Annotated in this window: 15 protein-coding genes; 11 read left to right on the top strand and 4 right to left on the bottom strand. The window is 70.3% G+C overall.

Annotated elements, in window-relative coordinates; all coding sequences use genetic code 11:
- Nucleotides 1-8 precede the first annotated feature (8 nt).
- Entirely contained in the window at nt 9-290 is a 282-nt protein-coding gene (locus AC07FN_RS15565; RefSeq protein WP_478396232.1) for a type II toxin-antitoxin system prevent-host-death family antitoxin, read from the top strand.
- Complete coding sequence (locus AC07FN_RS15560; RefSeq protein WP_478396231.1) at nt 287-547, top strand: type II toxin-antitoxin system RelE family toxin; 261 nt, start codon at nt 287-289, stop codon at nt 545-547. Before AC07FN_RS15565 ends, AC07FN_RS15560 begins: the two co-directional genes overlap by 4 nt.
- 69 nt (nt 548-616) lie before the next feature.
- On the opposite strand, the gene AC07FN_RS15555 is transcribed toward AC07FN_RS15560, so the two are convergent.
- A complete protein-coding gene (locus AC07FN_RS15555) occupies nt 617-1,564 on the bottom strand; it encodes a M23 family metallopeptidase (RefSeq protein WP_478396230.1) in 948 nt (315 codons plus the stop codon).
- A gap of 345 nt (nt 1,565-1,909) precedes the next feature.
- Between AC07FN_RS15555 and AC07FN_RS15550 the strand changes: the two genes are divergently transcribed.
- From AC07FN_RS15550 to AC07FN_RS15520, 7 genes are all read left to right on the top strand, one after another.
- Entirely contained in the window at nt 1,910-2,770 is an 861-nt protein-coding gene (locus AC07FN_RS15550) for a hypothetical protein (protein ID WP_478396229.1), read from the top strand.
- 197 nt (nt 2,771-2,967) lie between these two features.
- On the top strand, nt 2,968-4,833 hold the full coding sequence (locus AC07FN_RS15545; RefSeq protein ID WP_478396228.1) for a methylmalonyl-CoA mutase family protein: 1,866 nt from the start codon (nt 2,968-2,970) through the stop codon (nt 4,831-4,833).
- Nucleotides 4,830-7,034, top strand: a complete 2,205-nt coding sequence (gene scpA / locus AC07FN_RS15540) for a methylmalonyl-CoA mutase (protein WP_478396227.1) — start codon at nt 4,830-4,832, stop codon at nt 7,032-7,034. The genes AC07FN_RS15545 and scpA overlap by 4 nt, the downstream gene beginning before the upstream one ends.
- A 2-nt stretch (nt 7,035-7,036) precedes the next feature.
- Nucleotides 7,037-8,038, top strand: coding sequence for a methylmalonyl Co-A mutase-associated GTPase MeaB (gene meaB, locus AC07FN_RS15535; protein WP_478396226.1), 1,002 nt, complete (start codon nt 7,037-7,039; stop codon nt 8,036-8,038).
- A gap of 54 nt (nt 8,039-8,092) precedes the next feature.
- On the top strand, nt 8,093-8,449 hold the full coding sequence (locus tag AC07FN_RS15530; RefSeq protein ID WP_478396225.1) for a GntR family transcriptional regulator: 357 nt from the start codon (nt 8,093-8,095) through the stop codon (nt 8,447-8,449).
- Between the two features lie 233 nt (nt 8,450-8,682).
- Nucleotides 8,683-8,808, top strand: coding sequence for a hypothetical protein (locus AC07FN_RS15525; RefSeq protein ID WP_478396224.1), 126 nt, complete (start codon nt 8,683-8,685; stop codon nt 8,806-8,808).
- 278 nt (nt 8,809-9,086) lie between these two features.
- A complete protein-coding gene (locus AC07FN_RS15520; RefSeq protein ID WP_478396223.1) occupies nt 9,087-10,289 on the top strand; it encodes a cytochrome P450 in 1,203 nt (400 codons plus the stop codon).
- Between the two features lie 30 nt (nt 10,290-10,319).
- On the opposite strand, the gene AC07FN_RS15515 is transcribed toward AC07FN_RS15520, so the two are convergent.
- From AC07FN_RS15515 to AC07FN_RS15505, 3 genes are all read right to left on the bottom strand, one after another.
- Nucleotides 10,320-11,159: a maleylpyruvate isomerase family mycothiol-dependent enzyme gene (locus AC07FN_RS15515; protein ID WP_478396222.1), complete on the bottom strand. Its 840-nt coding sequence runs from the start codon at nt 11,157-11,159 to the stop codon at nt 10,320-10,322.
- A gap of 65 nt (nt 11,160-11,224) precedes the next feature.
- Complete coding sequence (locus AC07FN_RS15510) at nt 11,225-13,372, bottom strand: WD40 repeat domain-containing serine/threonine protein kinase (RefSeq protein ID WP_478396221.1); 2,148 nt, start codon at nt 13,370-13,372, stop codon at nt 11,225-11,227.
- A 189-nt stretch (nt 13,373-13,561) separates the two neighbouring features.
- Nucleotides 13,562-14,191, bottom strand: coding sequence for a DUF305 domain-containing protein (locus tag AC07FN_RS15505; protein WP_478396220.1), 630 nt, complete (start codon nt 14,189-14,191; stop codon nt 13,562-13,564).
- Nucleotides 14,192-14,334: 143 nt separating this feature from the next.
- On the opposite strand from AC07FN_RS15505, the gene AC07FN_RS15500 reads away from it, so the two are divergent.
- Both AC07FN_RS15500 and AC07FN_RS15495 read left to right on the top strand, forming a co-directional pair.
- Entirely contained in the window at nt 14,335-15,780 is a 1,446-nt protein-coding gene (locus AC07FN_RS15500) for an LVIVD repeat-containing protein (RefSeq protein ID WP_478396219.1), read from the top strand.
- A gap of 443 nt (nt 15,781-16,223) precedes the next feature.
- Complete coding sequence (locus tag AC07FN_RS15495) at nt 16,224-17,801, top strand: tetratricopeptide repeat protein (RefSeq protein ID WP_478396218.1); 1,578 nt, start codon at nt 16,224-16,226, stop codon at nt 17,799-17,801.
- Nucleotides 17,802-17,807 lie beyond the last annotated feature (6 nt).

Below are 17,807 nucleotides of genomic sequence, written 5' to 3'. Positions count from 1 at the left end.
ATCCGCGCATGAGCGCCGAAGCTGTACACATGGACGACAGCGCCGCCATCGAAGTCAACGTCTCCTCTGCCCGCGCCCAGCTGCCGAACTACATCGAGCTGGCGAGCGAGGGCCAGTACGTCTACCTGACTCACCGGGGCAAGCGGGTTGCCGCGCTGGTGGCAGCGGACGTCGCCGAGCATTGGGAAGCCGAGGAAGACGCGCACTGGGCGCGCCGCGTCGCCGATGCGGAAGAGTCGGGCACGGTTTCCTGGGAAGCGGCGATCGTCGCGTTGGAGCGGGATCAGTGACCTACCAGATCGAGATCACCCGCGACGCCCTGAAGACCCTGGCCAAGCTGGACAAGCCGATTCGGCGACGGCTGCAGGTCGCGATCGACCAGCTCGCCGCGAATCCGCGCCCCGCCGGGGCCATCGCGCTCAAGGGCGTTTCCGGTTACCTGCGGATCCGGGTCTCGGATTTCCGGGTGATCTACCGCGTCGAAGATGGACGCCTCGTTGTCGTGGTGGTCGCGGTCGGCCACCGTCGCGAGACCTACGAGCGCTGACAGCTGTGCCGACGAAGCCCACGACCGCCCCGGGCGCGCGGGGGAAGTGTCGCGCCCGGGGCGGGTCCGTCAGGCCGGGCCGTAGTTGGTGACCCGGCCTCCCGGGGCGACCTGGGTGCCGTTGCGCTCGGCGTAGCCGCCGTAGGCCCGTTGGCCTTCCCAGAACGTCCAGCCGCCGATGGTCTGGCCGTCGACCGGCGCGTGGGAGCTCCCCGTCAGCAACGAGAAGTGCACGTGCGGGCCGGTGGTGCTGCCCCCGCAGGGCAGGCCGACGTCGATGCGGCCAAGGTAGCCGCCGTAGGCGACTGGCTGGCCGTCGCCGAGGTTGGTGAGCCCCGTCATGTGGTAGTAGGTCGTGCTGTAGCCGTTCTCGTGCACGACCCGCACCAGCCCGCTGCCGTTGCGCAGGCAGCTCTTGTAGATCCGGCCCGCGCCCGCCGACAGCACCTGCCCGTTGCCGCCGTTGAAGTCCAGCGAGCTGTACGGACGGCTCTCGCCGCTGTCGCCGTGCGGGCCACCGCCCATCCACCACGCCACGCCCTCGGCCCACGGCAGGCCCAGTCCGGTGTCGGCGGCGATGTGGTGGCTGTTGTCGTAGTTGCGCGCGAAGAGGCGCTTCTCCTCCGGGCTGACGATGCCGGCTGGCGCCCGCTCGGCGACCTGCACGAACTCCGCCGTGCCGTCGAGCACGACCTGCCAGCCCCGCGCGTCCCGGTGCGCGACGAAGATCGCGGTCTGCGGCGTCGAGTGCTCCTTGGCGGGCGCGGGGATCGTCGTCGTGCCGAACGCCCAGCCCTGCTCGTTGGTGCGGGTCGGCTCCACCCACGGCTCGTCGAGCTCCTGGACGTCAAACGTGGCGAGGGCGGCCGGGCCGCGTTCGGCGAGCATCGCGTCCCGGACCGCCGAATCGAGGTCCGCCCGCTCCGCGCCGACCGCCGCCGTCGGCGCCACCAGCAGCACGGTCACCGCCACCGCGCCCGCGGCCGCACCTAGCGCGCGCTTGGTCAACGAATGCATCTTTCCTCCCGGGAAGATCGTCTGCTCGGGGTATTTCGCGGAAACCGTTCGGCGACAACGGAAAAGGCCGTTCGGCGCACTCTCCGCCGAGGCGTGCCGCCAGCGGTTCGGCGACAGCGAATAGCGGGCGCGCGGCGGTGTCAAGATCGCCCGGCGCGACCCCGGCGACGGCCTGAAACCCGCCGCGAAAACTGTTAAATCACCAAAATCGGACAGTCGCCGCAGGTGGGCTCGCCCGGCGGGCGGTCCGGTCCGGCCGCCCGGGGCGCGCGGCGTGGTTGAAAACCTCGTTGTTCCACAGAATGCGTATTCCACCCGCAGCGACTCGCGAATGCGGAGGACACGATGAACGGCGCATCCCCCAGCCCGCGGGCCGACCTGGAGGCACTGCTGCGGACCGGCCCGTTCCACGCCGCACTGCGCGCCTCGATCGAGGACAGCGGGCTGACCCTGGAGGGATTGCGCGGCAGGCTCGCCCGCCGCGGCATCAAGGTCAGCCTGGCCAGCCTCAGCTACTGGCAGCAGGGTCGCAGCCGTCCGGAACGCGCCGACTCCCTGCGCGCGCTGCGCGCCATCGAGGGCATCCTCGGGCTGCCCGGCCGTTCGCTGATCGCGCTGCTCGGGCCGCCGCGCCCGCGCGGCCGGTGGGTCCACCGGGCGCCGAAGTACCGCCGCTACGACGGGATCCTCGAACCGTCCATCGCCCTGGCGCAGACGATCGAGCCGGTGCTCGGCCCGTCGGACAACAAGCTGCGCACCTTCGCGATGGAGGACATCGCCACGGTCGGCCCGGACCTCGCGATCCACCGGGTCCGCACCCGGACGGTGCTGCGGGCGCTGGAGGACGGCCCCGACCGTCACCTCTTCGTGTATCGCGGCGAGCCCGGCAGCGATTCGCGCTCGCTGGTGCTGGCGCCGACCGAGAACTGCCGCTTGGGCCGGGTCAGCCGGCATCCGGCGGTCCCGATCATGGCCGCGGAGCTGTTGTTCGACCGCAGCCTGCGGGCCGGCGAGACGCAGCTGCTGGAGTACGAGCTGCGCATCGAGCACCCGGCCATCAGCCTGGACCACCGCCGCGCCTTCCGGTATCCGGCCGATGCCTACGTGATGTCGTACGCTTCGCCGAATCGGCGCTTCCGGTGCGGTGCCGCTCTTTCCGGCAGGATCCGTTCGACGCCGAGAGCCCCGGCTCGGAGCTGGTCATGACCGGTGGCCGGTCGGTGCACCTCGCGACCCGCGACGTGCCGCGGGGCACCCTCGGGATCGCCTGGGAATGGGACTGACCGGGCCGTCGCCGGACTACCCCACATGGCCGCTAAGTGAATCGCCGCTAGGTCGTCTTGCGACCTGATTCACAGATCAGGGGTGTTCCCAGAACCGGGCACTCGGCTAACCTCACCTCCATGGTGGCGCACTCGATGTCGAGCGGCGGCGGGCCGGACCTCTCCTCCGCCACACCCGTGGACCGCGAGCAGTGGCGGGCTCAGGTCAAGAAGGTGCTGCAGCGATCCGGGCTGATCGGCGAGCAATCACCGGCCGGTCCGGTGGAGGACGTGCTCGCCTCGACGACCTACGACGGCATAGCCGTGCACCCCCTCTACACCGAGGGGCCGCCCGAGGCCGGCTCGCCCGGGCTGGCGCCGTTCGTGCGCGGCAGCCGCCCGCAGGGCAGCGTCGCCGAGGGCTGGGACGTGCGGCAGCGGCACGAGAACCCGGATGCCGCCGAAACCAACCGGGAGGTCCTGGCCGACCTCTACAACGGCGTGTCGTCGCTGTGGCTCCGGCTCGGTTCCGGCGGGCTGGCCGTCGACGACCTCGCGGACGCGCTGGAAGGCGTCCACCTGGACATGATCGGCGTGGCACTGGACGCGGGCGAGGACTTCGATGCCGCCGCCGAGGCGTTCCTGGCAGTGGCCGCCGAGCAGGGTGTGCGCGGCAGCGCGCTCAGCGGCAACCTCGGCGCCGACCCGCTGGGCGTGCAGGCCCGGACCGGCCGCCCCGGCGACCGGGACGGCGCGGTGCGGCTGGCGCGCCGTTGCGCGGCGGAGTTCCCGGAGCTGAAGGCACTGGTCGTGGACGGGTTGCCGTACCACGACGCGGGCGGCTCGGACGCGCAGGAACTCGGCTGCTCGCTGGCCGCGGGCACGACCTACCTGCGGTGGCTGACCGAGGCCGGGCTGGACGTCGACACCGCCGCCGGGCTGCTGGAGTTCCGCTACGCCACCAACGCCGACCAGTTCCTCGGCATAGCCAAGCTGCGCGCCGCGCGGCGGCTGTGGGAGCAGGTGACCCGCGCCTGCGGCGCGTCGGAGCCGGCGCGGGCGCAGACCCAGCACGCCGTGACGTCGGCGGCCATGCTGACCAGGCGCGACCCGTGGGTGAACATGCTGCGCACCACGATCGCGACCTTCGCCGCCGGGATGGGCGGCGCGCAGGCGGTCACCGCGCTGCCGTTCGACGCCGCGATCGGCCTGCCGGACGGCTTCGCCCGCCGCATCGCCCGCAACACGCAGACCCTGCTGCTGGAGGAATCGCACCTGGCGCAGGTGATCGACCCGGCGGGCGGCTCCTGGTACGTCGAGTCGCTGACCGACGAGCTGGCGCAGGCCGCCTGGCGGTGGTTCCAGGAGATCGAGGCCGCGGGCGGGCTGCCCGCCGCGCTGGAATCCGGCCTCGTCGCCGAGCGGCTCTCGGCCACGTGGGAGGAGCGCCGGGCGGCGATCGCGCACCGCGCGGACGCGATCACCGGCGTCAGCGAGTTCCCGAACCTGGACGAGGCGCCGCTGGAACGCGAGCCCGCACCGCAGCAGCCTTCAGGCGGCCTCCCGGTGCACCGCTACGCCGAGGACTTCGAGCGGCTGCGCGACGCCGCCGACGCGCAGCTCGCCGAGACGGGCAACCGCCCGACGGTGTTCCTCGCGACGCTCGGCTCGCTCGCGGCGCACAACGCGCGCGCCTCGTTCGCGCGGAACCTGCTCGCCGCAGGCGGCATCGAAAGCACCGACGCCGGAGCGACCGAGTCCACAGAGGACGTTCTGGCGGCGTACGCCGGTGCGCCGGTGGTCTGCCTGTGCTCCAGCGACAAGGTTTACGCCGAGCGCGCCGCGGAAACCGCCGCGGCGCTCAAGCAGGCCGGGGCGGAGCACGTGCTGCTGGCCGGAAAACCGGGCGATCCGCCACCGGAGGGCGTCGACGGGTTCGTCTTCGCCGGGTGCGACGCGCTGGCCGTCCTCACCGACGTCCACGAGAAGCTGGGAGTGGGCCGATGACGCAGATCCCGAACTTCGCCGACATCCCGCTGGATGCCACCCCCGCCGCCGACCCGGCCCGGTGGCAGGCCGAGATCCTCGCCGCCACCGGCAAGGAGGCCGACGCCCTGGTCTGGGAGGCACCGGAGGGCATCGGCATCAAGCCGCTCTACACCTCGGCCGACGTCGAGGGGCTCGAATTCCCGCACACCTACCCGGGTTCGGCGCCGTTCCTGCGCGGGCCGTACCCGACGATGTACGTCAACCAGCCGTGGACGGTGCGGCAGTACGCCGGGTTCTCCACGGCCGATGAGTCCAACGCCTTCTACCGCCGCAACCTGGCCGCCGGCCAGAAGGGCCTGTCGGTGGCGTTCGACCTCGCCACCCACCGCGGCTACGACTCCGACCACCCGCGCGTCGCGGGCGACGTCGGCATGGCCGGGGTGGCCATCGACTCGATCTTCGACATGCGCCAGCTCTTCGACGGCATCCCGCTGGACCGGATGAGCGTGTCGATGACCATGAACGGCGCGGTGCTGCCGGTGATGGCGCTCTACATCGTCGCCGCCGAGGAGCAGGGCGTCGCGCCGGAGAAGCTGGCCGGGACCATCCAGAACGACATCCTCAAGGAGTTCATGGTCCGCAACACCTACATCTACCCGCCGCAGCCGTCGATGCGGATCATCTCCGACATCTTCGCCTACACCTCGCAGCGGATGCCGAAGTTCAACTCCATCTCCATCTCCGGCTACCACATCCAGGAGGCCGGGGCGACCGCCGACCTGGAGCTGGCCTACACCCTCGCGGACGGCGTCGAATACCTGCGCGCCGGGCGGCAGGCCGGGCTGGACATCGACGCCTTCGCGCCTCGGCTGTCGTTCTTCTGGGGCATCGGGATGAACTTCGCGATGGAGGTCGCGAAGCTGCGCGCGGCGCGGCTGCTGTGGTCGAAGCTGGTGCAGGCCTTCGAGCCGCAGAACCCGAAATCCCTGTCGCTGCGCACCCACTCGCAGACCTCCGGCTGGTCGCTGACCGCCCAGGACGTCTACAACAACGTGGCGCGCACCTGCGTCGAGGCGATGGCCGCCACCCAGGGCCACACCCAGTCGCTGCACACCAACGCGCTCGACGAGGCGCTGGCGCTGCCCACCGACTTCTCCGCGCGCATCGCCCGCAACACGCAGCTGCTGCTGCAGCAGGAATCCGGGACCACGCGGGTGATCGACCCGTGGGGCGGCAGCTACTACCTGGAGCGCCTCACCAAGGACCTCGCCGAGCGCGCCTGGGCGCACATCGCCGAGGTCGAGGACGCAGGCGGCATGGCGCAGGCCATCGACGCCGGCATCCCCAAGCTGCGCATCGAGGAGGCCGCGGCCCGCACCCAGGCCCGCATCGACTCCGGGCGGCAGCCGCTGATCGGCGTCAACAAGTACCGCTACGACGGCGACGAGCAGATCGACGTGCTCAAGGTGGACAACGCCGGGGTCCGCGCGCAGCAGCTGGAGAAGCTGCGGCGGCTGCGCGAAGAGCGCGACGGCCAGGCCTGTGAGGATGCGCTGCGCCGGCTCACCGCGGCGGCCGAGGCGTCGATGTCCGACCAGCGCCCCAACGACATGGCGCACAACCTGCTGACGCTGGCCGTGGATGCCGCGCGGGAGAAGGCGACCGTCGGCGAGATCTCCGATGCGCTGGAGAAGGTCTTCGGCCGCCACTCCGGGCAGATCCGTACGATCACGGGCGTGTACCGGGACGAGTCGGGGCCGTCGGAGCAGCTGGAGGCGGCCCGCCGGCAGGTGGTGGACTTCGCCGAGGCCGAAGGCCGCCGGCCGCGCATCCTGGTCGCCAAGATGGGGCAGGACGGCCACGACCGCGGCCAGAAGGTGATCGCGACCGCGTTCGCCGACCTCGGCTTCGACGTCGACGTGGGCCCGTTGTTCCAGACCCCGACCGAGGTGGCCCGCCAGGCCGCCGAGTCGGACGTGCACATCGTCGGCGTCTCCAGCCTCGCCGCCGGGCACCTGACCCTGGTGCCCGCGCTGCGCGACGAGCTGGCCGGGCTGGGCCGGGAGGACATCATGGTCGTCGTCGGCGGGGTCATCCCGCCGGCCGACTTCGACGCCCTCCGGCAGGCCGGGGCCAGCGCGATCTTCCCGCCCGGCACCGTGATCGCCGACGCCGCGCTGGGCCTGCTCGAAGAACTCCGCACCCGACTCGACCACTGATCATGCGGCGACAGATCGACGTCCAGGACTACGCCAAGGGCGTGCTCGCCGGTTCCCGCACCAAGCTGGCGCAGGCGATCACGCTCGTCGAATCCACCCGCGCCGACCACCGCGCGCTGGCCCAGGAACTGCTCGTCGAGCTGCTCCCGCACAGCGGCGGCGCGCACCGCGTCGGCATCACGGGCGTGCCCGGGGTGGGCAAGTCGACGTTCATCGAGGCGCTGGGCTCGATGCTGACCGCGGCGGGGCATCGCGTCGCGGTGCTCGCGGTCGATCCGTCGTCGACCCGCAGCGGCGGCAGCATCCTCGGCGACAAGACGCGGATGGGCAGGTTGGCCAGCGACCCCGCGGCGTTCGTGCGGCCGTCGCCGTCGGCGGGCACGCTCGGCGGCGTCGCGCGCGCGACGCGCGAGACGATCGTGCTGATGGAGGCGGCCGGATTCGACGTCGTGCTGGTGGAAACCGTCGGCGTCGGCCAGTCCGAGGTGACGGTCGCGGGCATGGTGGACTGCTTCCTGCTGCTCACCCTGGCCCGCACCGGCGACCAGCTGCAGGGCATCAAGAAGGGCGTGCTGGAGCTGGCGGACGTCATCGCGGTCAACAAGGCCGACGGCGACCACGCGGCCGAGGCCCGCAAGGCGGCCCGCGAGCTCCGCGGCGCGCTGCGCCTGCTCACCCCGGTCAGCGCCGCGTGGACGCCGCCGGTGCTGACCTGCAGCGGCCTGCAGGAGCTCGGGCTGGACACGGTGTGGGAGCAGATCGAGCAGCACCGCGCGGCGCTGGACGACGCCGGCGAGCTGGCCGACAAGCGCAGCCGCCAGCAGGTCGAGTGGACCTGGGCCCTGGTGCGCGACCAGCTGATGTCGGAACTCTCCCACCACCCGGCGGTCCGCGCGATCGTCGGCGACGTGGAAACCCGGGTGCGGGCGGGAGAACTCACCGCGAGCCTGGCAGCGGAACAGCTGCTCGACGCCTTCCGGAAATCCGGCGGGGAGACCACGTAGGACGAGGGCGGATACTGTCCCCGTCCAGCAACCTCGACCCGGAACCGGTGAGCCATGCGGATCAGCGTTGACAACGCCTCGGGCGTCGCGCCCTTCGAGCAAGTGCGGTCGGCGATCGCGGAGCAGATCAACAGCGGCGAGCTCCCGGTGGGCACCAAGCTGCCGACGGTCCGCGCCCTGGCGGCGGAGCTGGGCATCGCGGCGAACACGGCGGCGAAGGCCTACCGGGAACTGGAACAGGCGGGACTGCTCGAAACCCGTGGCCGCGCAGGCACTTTCGTCAGCGATGCAGGCAACCAGGCGGCGGCCCGAGCGGCGGAAGCGGCAGCGGCCTACGCCCAGATCACCCACGCCCTGGGAATCTCCAGGGATGAAGCGTTGGCGATCGTGAAAGCGGCGCTCAAGGCGTGATCACTTCTTCCCGCTGCGCGATCTTTTCGTTCCGCCTCGCAGGCGCTCGGTCGAGTGCTAGCGTGCCGGCGAACGCGAGATGGCGAGAAATGCCGGGTTTTTCGGGATTTCGTCTGTCCACAAGCGATTCTTAGGCTCCGGAGGGAGGGCGCTGTGCGTGCAGCCACGAGCGAACTTCCGGCTTTCCCGTTCACTACCGCGGACGGCAGCGGGGATGCCGAACGCATCCTCAGGTGTTCGACGCCCCGGGCTCCTTGGACCTGGAACGCGACGACAACCGCCACCTCGCGACCGGCGAAGTCGCGTGGAAGACCGGCGCGTTCATCCGAAGCCTCCACGCGCTGCCGGTCACCTGGTGACCGGTACGCCGGTCAGCCCACCTCGGCCTGCAGCGCGCGGAAGAAGCCTTCGCGGGGACAAGTTCGTCCTTCTGGGGCAACGGTTTTGGCCATTCTAAATTGATCGACGACAGCTCAGCAGCGGGATAACCTGCCGGTGGTGGGTGCCGAACCGAGCGGAACCCACCGAGGTCCCAGAGTTCAGCCACCGGCAAGGTTCCGCCGGAGTGGTTCCTCCCGGACGGCTCCACCACGTCCGCGCGCGACCGGGCCGGTCAGATCCCTCCCCAGGAGGCGTTGTGCGCGCGATCGAGAGCGAACTCCCGGTTTTCCCGTTCACCACCGCGGACGGCAGCAGCGATCACCACGAACGATTGGTGCGGCTGAGCGACGAGCAGCCGATCACCAGGGTCCTGCTGTCCGGTCGGCCGGTCTGGCTCGTCACCCGCTACGCCGAGGTCAACGCCGTGCTGCTCGACACGCGGTTCAGCCTGGCCCGCGCCATCGACCCGGGCATCCCCCGAGTGGGCAACTTCGAGCTGCCGCCGGAGCAGATCCTCGCCACCGACCCACCGGAGCACACCCGGCTGCGCAAGCTGGTCGCGAAGGTGTTCACCTCCCGGCAGATCGAACAGCTCCGGCCGCGCGTGCAGGAAGTGACCGACCGGCTGCTGGACCGGCTCGCCGAGCTGACACCCCCGGTCGACCTGATCGAGCACTTCACCGCCTCGCTGCCCATCGAGATCATCTGCGAGATGCTCGGCGTGCCCCACCAGGACCGGGACGACTTCCAGGACTGGACCGAGCGCATCCTCACCGTGACCGGGCTGCCGCCCGAGGAGGTCCAGGCGGGGTATGCGCGGATGGGCGGCTACATCGCCGGACTCATCGCCGACAAGCGCCGCACCCCCACCGACGACCTGCTCAGCCTGCTCATCGCGGCGCGCGACGAGGACGACCGGCTCACCGAGGACGAACTCGTGACGCTCGGATTCACACTGCTGATCGGCGGGCACGAGACCACCAAGAACCAGCTGGCGAACTCGGTGGCCATGCTGCTCGCCGACCACCCCGACCAGTGGCGCCGGCTGATCGAGCACCCCGAGCTCATGGGGCCCGCGGTGGACGAGATGTTGCGCTACCTCCCGCTGTTCAGCTACGAGGTGGCCTTCCCCAGGGTCGCCACCGCGACGGTCGAGCTGGGCGGGGTGACCATCGCCGAGGGTGACACCGTGCTCGTCTCGCTGAGCTCGGCGAACCGCGATGCCGCGGTGTTCGACGCTCCCAACGACTTCGATCCCGCCCGCCTGCCCAACCGCCACCTGGCCTTCGGCAACGGCATCCACCGCTGCCTCGGCGCGCAGCTGGCCAGGATCGAGCTGGAGATCGGGCTCGGCGAACTCGCCCGGCGCTTCCCGCAACTGCGCCTGACCGACGCCGAACTGCCCTGGAAGACCGGCGGTCTCGTCCGGGGCCTGCACCAGCTCCGGGTCGAGTGGTGAGGCCACCCGGCCCGCGGGGCGATCAGGACGTCAGGCGACTACCGCGAGCAGGGCCGTCGCCGCGTCGATCAGGGCCGGGTCACCTTGCGCGGCTACTCGTCGGCGGGCTTCGGTGACGGTGATTCCCCGGGTGGCGAGCCGCCAGAGGTCGTCCGGGCGCATGGTGATCGTCGCTGCTGGTTCACCGACGGGGTCCGCCTCGTCGTCGGCCATTCGCCAGCGGCCGTCGTCGGACGTCGCGTGCCAGGTGCCGCCGGACGGACCGGAAACGACGACGCGGACCGCGGTGCCGTGCGGGCGGGCGATTTCGTGCAGCGCGTGGGGCAGTGCGCGCAAGAACGTGTCCAGCACGGGATGCACCAGCTCGGGCCGGTCGGCACCCGGCCGCCCCACCGCGTCCCGGATCTGCTGCTGGTGCACCCAGAACTCGGTGTAGTCCCGAGCGATGTCCAGCCAGGCCGGGCTCGGACCGGGGCCGGCCCAGGACACGTCCAACGCGGCCGGGGCGGTGAGGTCGAAGGTCCTCCAGAGCCGATCCAGCTCCGGGCCGAGGTGCGCCAGCAGCTCGATCATCAGCTCGGGGCTGCACTGCCGCGCGGCTCGGACGAATTCGTCGTTGGTGCGGGCCAAATAGCCGGGCAGGGTCTCGTCGTTGGCGAAGGTCGCCCCGGCGAAGCCGTCCCGGCTTCCCGAGATCCGCCGCAGGTAGTCGTTCAGGACGTGCCCGACCACGTCGTGCACGTCCCAACCCGGGCACACCGTTTCCCTCGCCCAGTCCTCGGCGCTCAGCGACCGGAGCAGCGCGAGCAGCTCCTGCCGCTCCTGGCCGAACAGGGGGCGAACGTCCAGCACGGGCCCGAAAATCGTCATACCGGGGGATGCTCTCATCACCCGCGCACCGCTGCCATCGAATTTGTTCCCACCCGAAGCCCAGGTCAGCTGGCGGGGACGCGCCACAGCCGCACGACGCCGTCATCGCCCGCGGTCGCCAGGGTGCGGCCGTCCGGGCTGAACGACATCGTGCTGACGCGGTCGATCGACGAACCGATCTGCTCGTTGCCGGGCACGTTCCACAGCCGCACGGTGCTGTTGTCCACGATGGCGAGCACACTTCCGTCCGGGTTGGGCACCTGCCAGGAGCCGTCCGGAATGGTGCTGGGCTGGCGGATCTGGTTGCGGCTGGACAGGTCCCACAACCGCAGCCAGCTGGTTTTGGTGGACGTGCTCTCGGTCTCGTCGTCGGACGTGGTCTCGGTGGCCGTGCCCACGGTCACCAGGACGCGGCCGTCGGGGCCGAACGCGGCGGTGCTGAGGCTCTCGGCCCGGGGCAGGCTGATCGGGTCACCGATCTGCTGGCGGCTGGCCAAGTCCCACAGGATCACGGCGCTGACGTCGTTGTCGGACCCGGACTTGTCGGACCACTGCACGCTGATCGCGACGGTGCGGCCGTCCGGGCTGAAGGTGATCCCAGGAGCGCTGTACCCCTCGTTCCGGAAGGTGGGATCGCCGATCTGCTGACCGCTGGCCACGTCCCACAGCCGCACGAGGTCCACGTCCTCATCCCCGTCCTCGTTCTGGGAGTAGCTGACGGCCAGGTAGCGGGCATCCGGGCTGAACACCAGCCACTCGGACCGCGCGGCCAGCTCGCCGACCCCGACGATCGGGTGCTGGCCGACCTGGGCACCGCTGGCCACGTCCCACTGCCGCACCGAACCGCTGGAGTCGGCGTAGATCGCGGCGATCAGGGTGCGGCCGTCCGGACTGAACACGAGGTCGTTCAGACCGTCGAGCGGGCCGATGATCTGGCCGACCTGCCGCTGTTCGGCGACATTCCACAGCTGCACGGTGCTGTCCTGGTGGACGGTCGCCATGGTCCGGCCGTCCGGGCTGAACAGCAGACGCCGGGCCGGGACGGCAGCGGCCATCGAACCGACCTGGGGAACCTGCGGCGGCGGCGCGGAGGCCTGCGGTGGCGGCTGCAGCGCCCAGATCAGGACGCCGACCAGCGCCAGCGCGACGGCGGCGATGCCGAGGCCCAGCGAGCGCCGCCCGGCGCTCCCCCTGGGCCGGTCGGCCGTCGGCTCGGTGCGCGTGGGCGGGGTTTCCTCCGCGGTGGCCTCGCGGGTCGGGCCGGTGGCCACCCGGGTGGACACCACCGTCGGCGTGCCGGTGATCGCCGTCGGTGCCTGCGACGCGTCGAGGAGCCGGGCGATGTCGGCGTTCCGCTGCGCGATCAACCGGTGCACCCCGGCGGGCCATGGCCGCGCGGACGGCGCGATCTGGCCGATCGATTCCAGCAGCTCGGCCGGGGTCGGCCGCTCGGCCGGGTCCTTGGCCAGGCACGGCTCGGCGATGCGCCGGACCGCGCCGGGAACCCCGGAGAGGTCCGGGTCGATCTGCACGACGTTGTTCAGGGTTTGCAGGGTCGCTGTGTCGGTGAACGGGCTGCTACCCGTGCAGGCCGCGACGACGACCGAGCCGAGGGAGAACACGTCGCTGGCCGAGGTCACCGGCTCGCCCTTGGCTTGCTCGGGGGACATGTACTCGGGCGAGCCGACCAGCCAGCCGGCCCGGGTCAGGTCGCCGGCCCGGTCGCCGTTGACGGCCCGGACGATGCCGAAGTCGATGACCCGGGGACCGTCGTCGGCGAGCAGGACGTTGGACGGTTTCAGGTCCCGGTGCACCAGTCCGGCCCGGTGGATCTGGACCAGCGCGGTGGTCAGCCCGGCGGCCAAGCGCAGCACCGAATCCTCCGGCAGCGCACCGATGGCCGCGGCCGTCTCGTGCAGCGAGGGACCGGGCACGAAAACCGATGCCAGCCACGGCGTGGGCGCGTCCGGGTCGGCATCGATAACCGCGGCGGTGTACGCGCCGGACACCGCGCGGGATGCCTCCACCTCGCGGCGGAACCGCTCCCGGAACCCGTCGTCCTCGGCGAACTGCTCGTGCACCAGCTTCAGCGCGACCAGCCGGCCATCGGGACCGCTTCCCAGCAGCACCCGCCCCATCCCGCCCCGGCCCAGCTCCGCGAGCACCCGGTACTGCCCGACCTCACGCGGGCCCGACAGACCTAACGGCCGCACGACGACCCCGTTCCAGTCAGTGCCGAAATGGCGGCCGGAACACCGCCGGACATCGCATCGCCTGCCATGATCCCCTCTCCAGGATCGCGCGGATCCAGATCATGGATCTTCCCAGGAAGGGCCCCTGCGCGGAAGCGGAACGGCGCATTGCGCGACCCCGTCCGCCCAATTAGGACAGGACGGGGCGGCTCAGCCCACTTCGGCCTGCAGGGCCCGCATGGTGTTGATCTCGTCCTGCTGGGTCACCAGGACGTCCTGGGCCATCGCGTGGACCTGCTCGTCCAGGCCGCCTGCCATGGCGTCGGTGGCCATCGTCAGGGCGCCTTCGTGGTGGGCGATCATCAGCCGCAGGAACAGCCGGTCGAAGTCCGCACCCTTGGAGTTCCCGAGCTGCGCCAGCTGTTCCGGGGTCGCCATGCCCGGCATGCTGGCGTGATCGTGCCCGCCGCCGTCCCCGCCGTGTCCACTGTGGCCGGTCTGCTCGTCGAGGCCGCGGGTGGCCAGCCAGCCCTGCATCGCGCCGATCTCCGGGCCCTGAGCGCCGCCGATGCGCTCCGACAGCGCGCGAACCTTGGGATTCTGCACGCGTTCCGGGGACAGCGACGTCATCTCCACCGCCTGCTGGTGGTGCGCGATCATCATGCGCACGTAGTCCGCCTCGACCTCGACCGGCGTGCTCCGCTCCGGCGCCACGCTCGCCACCACCTGCGGCTGGTCGCCCGGCGCACCCGGCAGTACCACCGGCGGCGACGCCTGCTCCGTCGCGCAACCGGCCAGCGCGCCCACCGCCAGAAGCAACGCGGCTGTTAACCGGCGCATCGATTCCTCCTCGTGTTGCAGGCAATTGCGGCCAATTGGCCGATAGGGACACGATCCGGACATCACAATACTGATCTCCAGCGGTACTCGGTACCGCCCATTTCGACTGCCCGGACCCAGGGCAGCGACGAGCATGGGAGTGGATGGTCTTGAAACCGAGCCCCAGGGGAAGGTTGCGCGTGCTGGGCGCCGCGCTCGGAGTGTTGACTCTCGGCTTAGCGCTCGCCCCGGCATCCGCGGCGACGCCCCCGAACAACGGCCCCGAGGAACTCTCCGCGCAGACCGTCGCCGCACCGGCCGGCGACGTCAGCAAGAGCGAGAACATCGAGCACGTCACGAACCTGCCGAAGCAGGCACCGTTCAACACGCTCGAAGCCTTCGGCACCGACATCGCCTTCAAACAGGACTACGCGTACGTCGGCAACTACGACGGATTCGTCGTCTACGACATCAAGAACCCGAAGAAGCCGCAGATCGTCACGCAGGTGCTCTGCCCCGGCGGCCAGGGCGACGTTTCCGTCTCCGGCAACCTGCTGTTCGTCTCCACCGACTACCCGCGCACGAACAACACGTGCACCAGCGAGAAGACCGATGCCAAGGACCCCAACGGCTGGGAGGGCATGAAGGTCTTCGACATCAGCGACCCGGCCAAGCCGCGCTACGTGTCGGCGATCGCCACCGACTGCGGCTCGCACACCCACACCCTGGTGCCGGACAAGGCCGGCGAGGCGGTGTACCTGTACATCTCGTCGTACGGCCCGCGGGCGGAATTCCCGAAGTGCCAGCCGCCGCACGACAAGATCTCCATCATCAAGGTGCCGCTGGCCAACCCGGCGGAACCCGTGATCGTGGACGCGCCCGTGCTGTTCCCGGACGGCGGCAACCCGGGCACGCCGGACACCAGCGCGACCACCGGTTGCCACGACATCACGGCGTTCCCGGAGAAGGACCTCGCCGCCGGCGCCTGCATGGGTGACGGCGTGCTGCTGGACATCTCCGACCGGGAGCAGCCGCGGGTGATCAACCAGGTCCGCGACGAAGAGAACTTCGCGTTCTGGCACTCGGCGACGTTCAACAACGAGGGCACCAAGGTCGTCTTCACCGACGAGCTCGGCGGCGGCGGCGCGGCCACCTGCAACGAGGCGACCGGCCCGACCCGCGGCGCCAACGGCGTCTACGACATCGTCGGCTCCGGTGCGGACTCGAAGCTGGAGTTCCGCAACTACTTCAAGATCCCGAGGCACCAGGCCGACACCGAGAACTGCGTGGCGCACAACGGTTCGCTGATCCCGGTCGACGGCCGCGACATCATGGTGCAGGCCTGGTACCAGGGCGGCGTGTCGGTCTGGGACTTCACCGACTCCACCAAGCCGGAGGAGATCGGCTTCTTCGACCGCAGCGCGTTCGACCCGTCGAAGCTGCAGACGGCGGGTTCCTGGTCGGCGTACTACTACAACGGCTACATCTACTCCAGCGGCATCCAGGAAGGCCTGGACGTGCTGGACATCAAGGACAAGCGGACGGACCCGGCGAAGAAGGTCCGCTTCGAGGAGTTCAACCCGCAAACCCAGCCGGTGTACCAGAACTGAGCCGGTAGCGACGTGACGCGGCCCCCGCCGGAACCTCCGGCGGGGGCCGCTCTGTTCGGCTTCCGGGAGACACGGCTCGAAACGCATCACATCCGGCCCCCCGCTCTGCCATCATCCGGACGGTGGACAGCGCGATGAGCAGGGACGACGCACTCGCCGAGATAGCCCGTCGGCACGACGCCTGCGTCGAGAACGACGGCGGTGAGCCATTCCTCGGCAGCGACGTGCGAGAGCTCAGCGAACAGCTGCTGATCGGTATGACGGCCGCGGTGCTGGCACCGTCGGACGGCGAATCCCCCCGCTGGGACGACGAAGTCATCGTGACTCTCGGCAACGTGCATTGGGTGCGGTACCGGCTGACCGCGAACGCGCGAGACCTGCTGATCGCGCTGGTCCTGCTCGGGTATCTGCAACGCCGCCTCCCCGATCTCCTGGCACAGTCCGTGCGCGACGAGGTGATCGACGGCCCCGGTGCCGCTTTCAGTTCGGTGGAAGGTCGTGCTGATCTCGGGAAGTTGCTGCTCCAGGGCGCCGCCGACGGAGACGATCCGGGCTTGGCTGCGGTTTGCCTGATGCAATACGACAACCTGTTCGCCAACACCGGCACCGAGCACCCACGGTCCGGCGAGTGGCATGCGCACTACGCGATTGCCTTGCACCTCTGGTTCGAGATCACGAAGAGCCCCGAAGCGTTGGCAGCCGCAGTGGGTATCCAGGAGATCGCGTTCGAGCACACATCGAGCGGTTCCCCCGCGTGGTCAGAGCGCCTGGGCGAACTGGTGCGGAAGATGCTGATCTACTGCGACCTCGTCGACGACCGGCTGCTGGAGGCAGCGATCGACCGCTGCGAACAAGCGGACCGCGCCGGGATCGGGGCGTCCACGATGCTCGTCCAGCTCGGCGATCGCTGCCTCAAGAGCTTCACCAGCAACGGTGACCCGTCCCGACTTCCGACTGGGGTCCGGGCATATCGCGCGGCGCTGGCATGTGCTTCGGCGTCACCTGCGGACCGGATCATCGGGTTCAACAACCAGGGCATGGCGCTGCGGCACCTGGCCGCCGAGCTGGGAAATGGTGAGCTGCTCGACGAAGCGGAACAGGCGGGGCGGGACTGCGTTGAGCTCTGCCCCGCCGACAACCCGCGCCGACCGCTTTGTCTGGCCAATCTCGCAGCGACCCTGCTGCAGAAAGGCGATGACACCGCCGGTGTGGAGGCGGTCGTACTCGCGCAGGAAGCGGTGGACCAGCTCGAACTCTGGGACGAGAACGCCGTGTTCTGCTGGGAAGTCCTCGGCAACGCGTTGCACCAGCGCTTCATCGCCGACGATGACGTCGATGCGCTCAAAGCTGCCATCGCGAGCTGGCGGAGCGCCGTGTCCGCAGTCGAGGACCCCCGGTCTTGTCTGAGCACGAGCACCAACCTGGCGCGAGCCCTGACGACATTGGGCCTGAGCACAGCTGACCACGAAGAAGCCTGCCAGGTACTCACCGAAGCCGTCGAACGGGCGCGCGCGGTCAACGCGCTGTGGAACACCGCACCGGCGTCGAAACGCGTGACGCTCGCGACTGCCCTGACCCACTTGTTCGAGCGGACCGGCCAAGACGAGACGATCGACGAAGCAATCGACCTGCTGCGCGAGATCGCGAGCGAGACACCGAATTCCGATCCAGATCGCGGGATCAGCCTGCTCAACGTCGGAGCCGCGTTCCTGACCAAGGGGAAGGCCAAACGCAACGCCGACCTGCTGCGTGCGGCGCTCGCCTGGTTCACGGATGGCATCAAGCAGGCATTCTTGGACGAGTCCGACCAGGACGTCGTACTGCTGCACACCAACATCCTGGTCACGATGAACGAACTCACCGAGCTGATCGGCGAGGAGGATGCCGAGGACCTGGCGGTGTCTGTGATCGATGACGTCGATAGCGCCGTCCCCGCCGGGACGCCGTTCCGGGGAGTGCGCATGGTGAAGCTCGGGATCGTGCTGCGTCGGGGGCAACTGAAGAGACCGGCGCGCCTGTGAGCGCTT

Source organism: Saccharopolyspora sp. NPDC045941 (genome assembly GCF_056431445.1).
The sequence above is the reverse complement of the archived record's forward strand: the minus strand, read 5'-3'. Positions and strand labels throughout refer to the sequence as shown.

Coding starts and splice junctions, on each gene's coding strand:
- AC07FN_RS15565 (WP_478396232.1), top strand. CDS start 9: ATGAGCGCCGAAGCTGTACACATGGACGACAGCGCCGCCATCGAAGTC.
- AC07FN_RS15555 (WP_478396230.1), bottom strand. CDS start 1,564: ATGCATTCGTTGACCAAGCGCGCGCTAGGTGCGGCCGCGGGCGCGGTG.
- AC07FN_RS15550 (WP_478396229.1), top strand. CDS start 1,910: ATGAACGGCGCATCCCCCAGCCCGCGGGCCGACCTGGAGGCACTGCTG.
- AC07FN_RS15545 (WP_478396228.1), top strand. CDS start 2,968: ATGGTGGCGCACTCGATGTCGAGCGGCGGCGGGCCGGACCTCTCCTCC.
- scpA (WP_478396227.1), top strand. CDS start 4,830: ATGACGCAGATCCCGAACTTCGCCGACATCCCGCTGGATGCCACCCCC.
- meaB (WP_478396226.1), top strand. CDS start 7,037: ATGCGGCGACAGATCGACGTCCAGGACTACGCCAAGGGCGTGCTCGCC.
- AC07FN_RS15530 (WP_478396225.1), top strand. CDS start 8,093: ATGCGGATCAGCGTTGACAACGCCTCGGGCGTCGCGCCCTTCGAGCAA.
- AC07FN_RS15515 (WP_478396222.1), bottom strand. CDS start 11,159: ATGACGATTTTCGGGCCCGTGCTGGACGTTCGCCCCCTGTTCGGCCAG.
- AC07FN_RS15505 (WP_478396220.1), bottom strand. CDS start 14,191: ATGCGCCGGTTAACAGCCGCGTTGCTTCTGGCGGTGGGCGCGCTGGCC.
- AC07FN_RS15500 (WP_478396219.1), top strand. CDS start 14,335: ATGGTCTTGAAACCGAGCCCCAGGGGAAGGTTGCGCGTGCTGGGCGCC.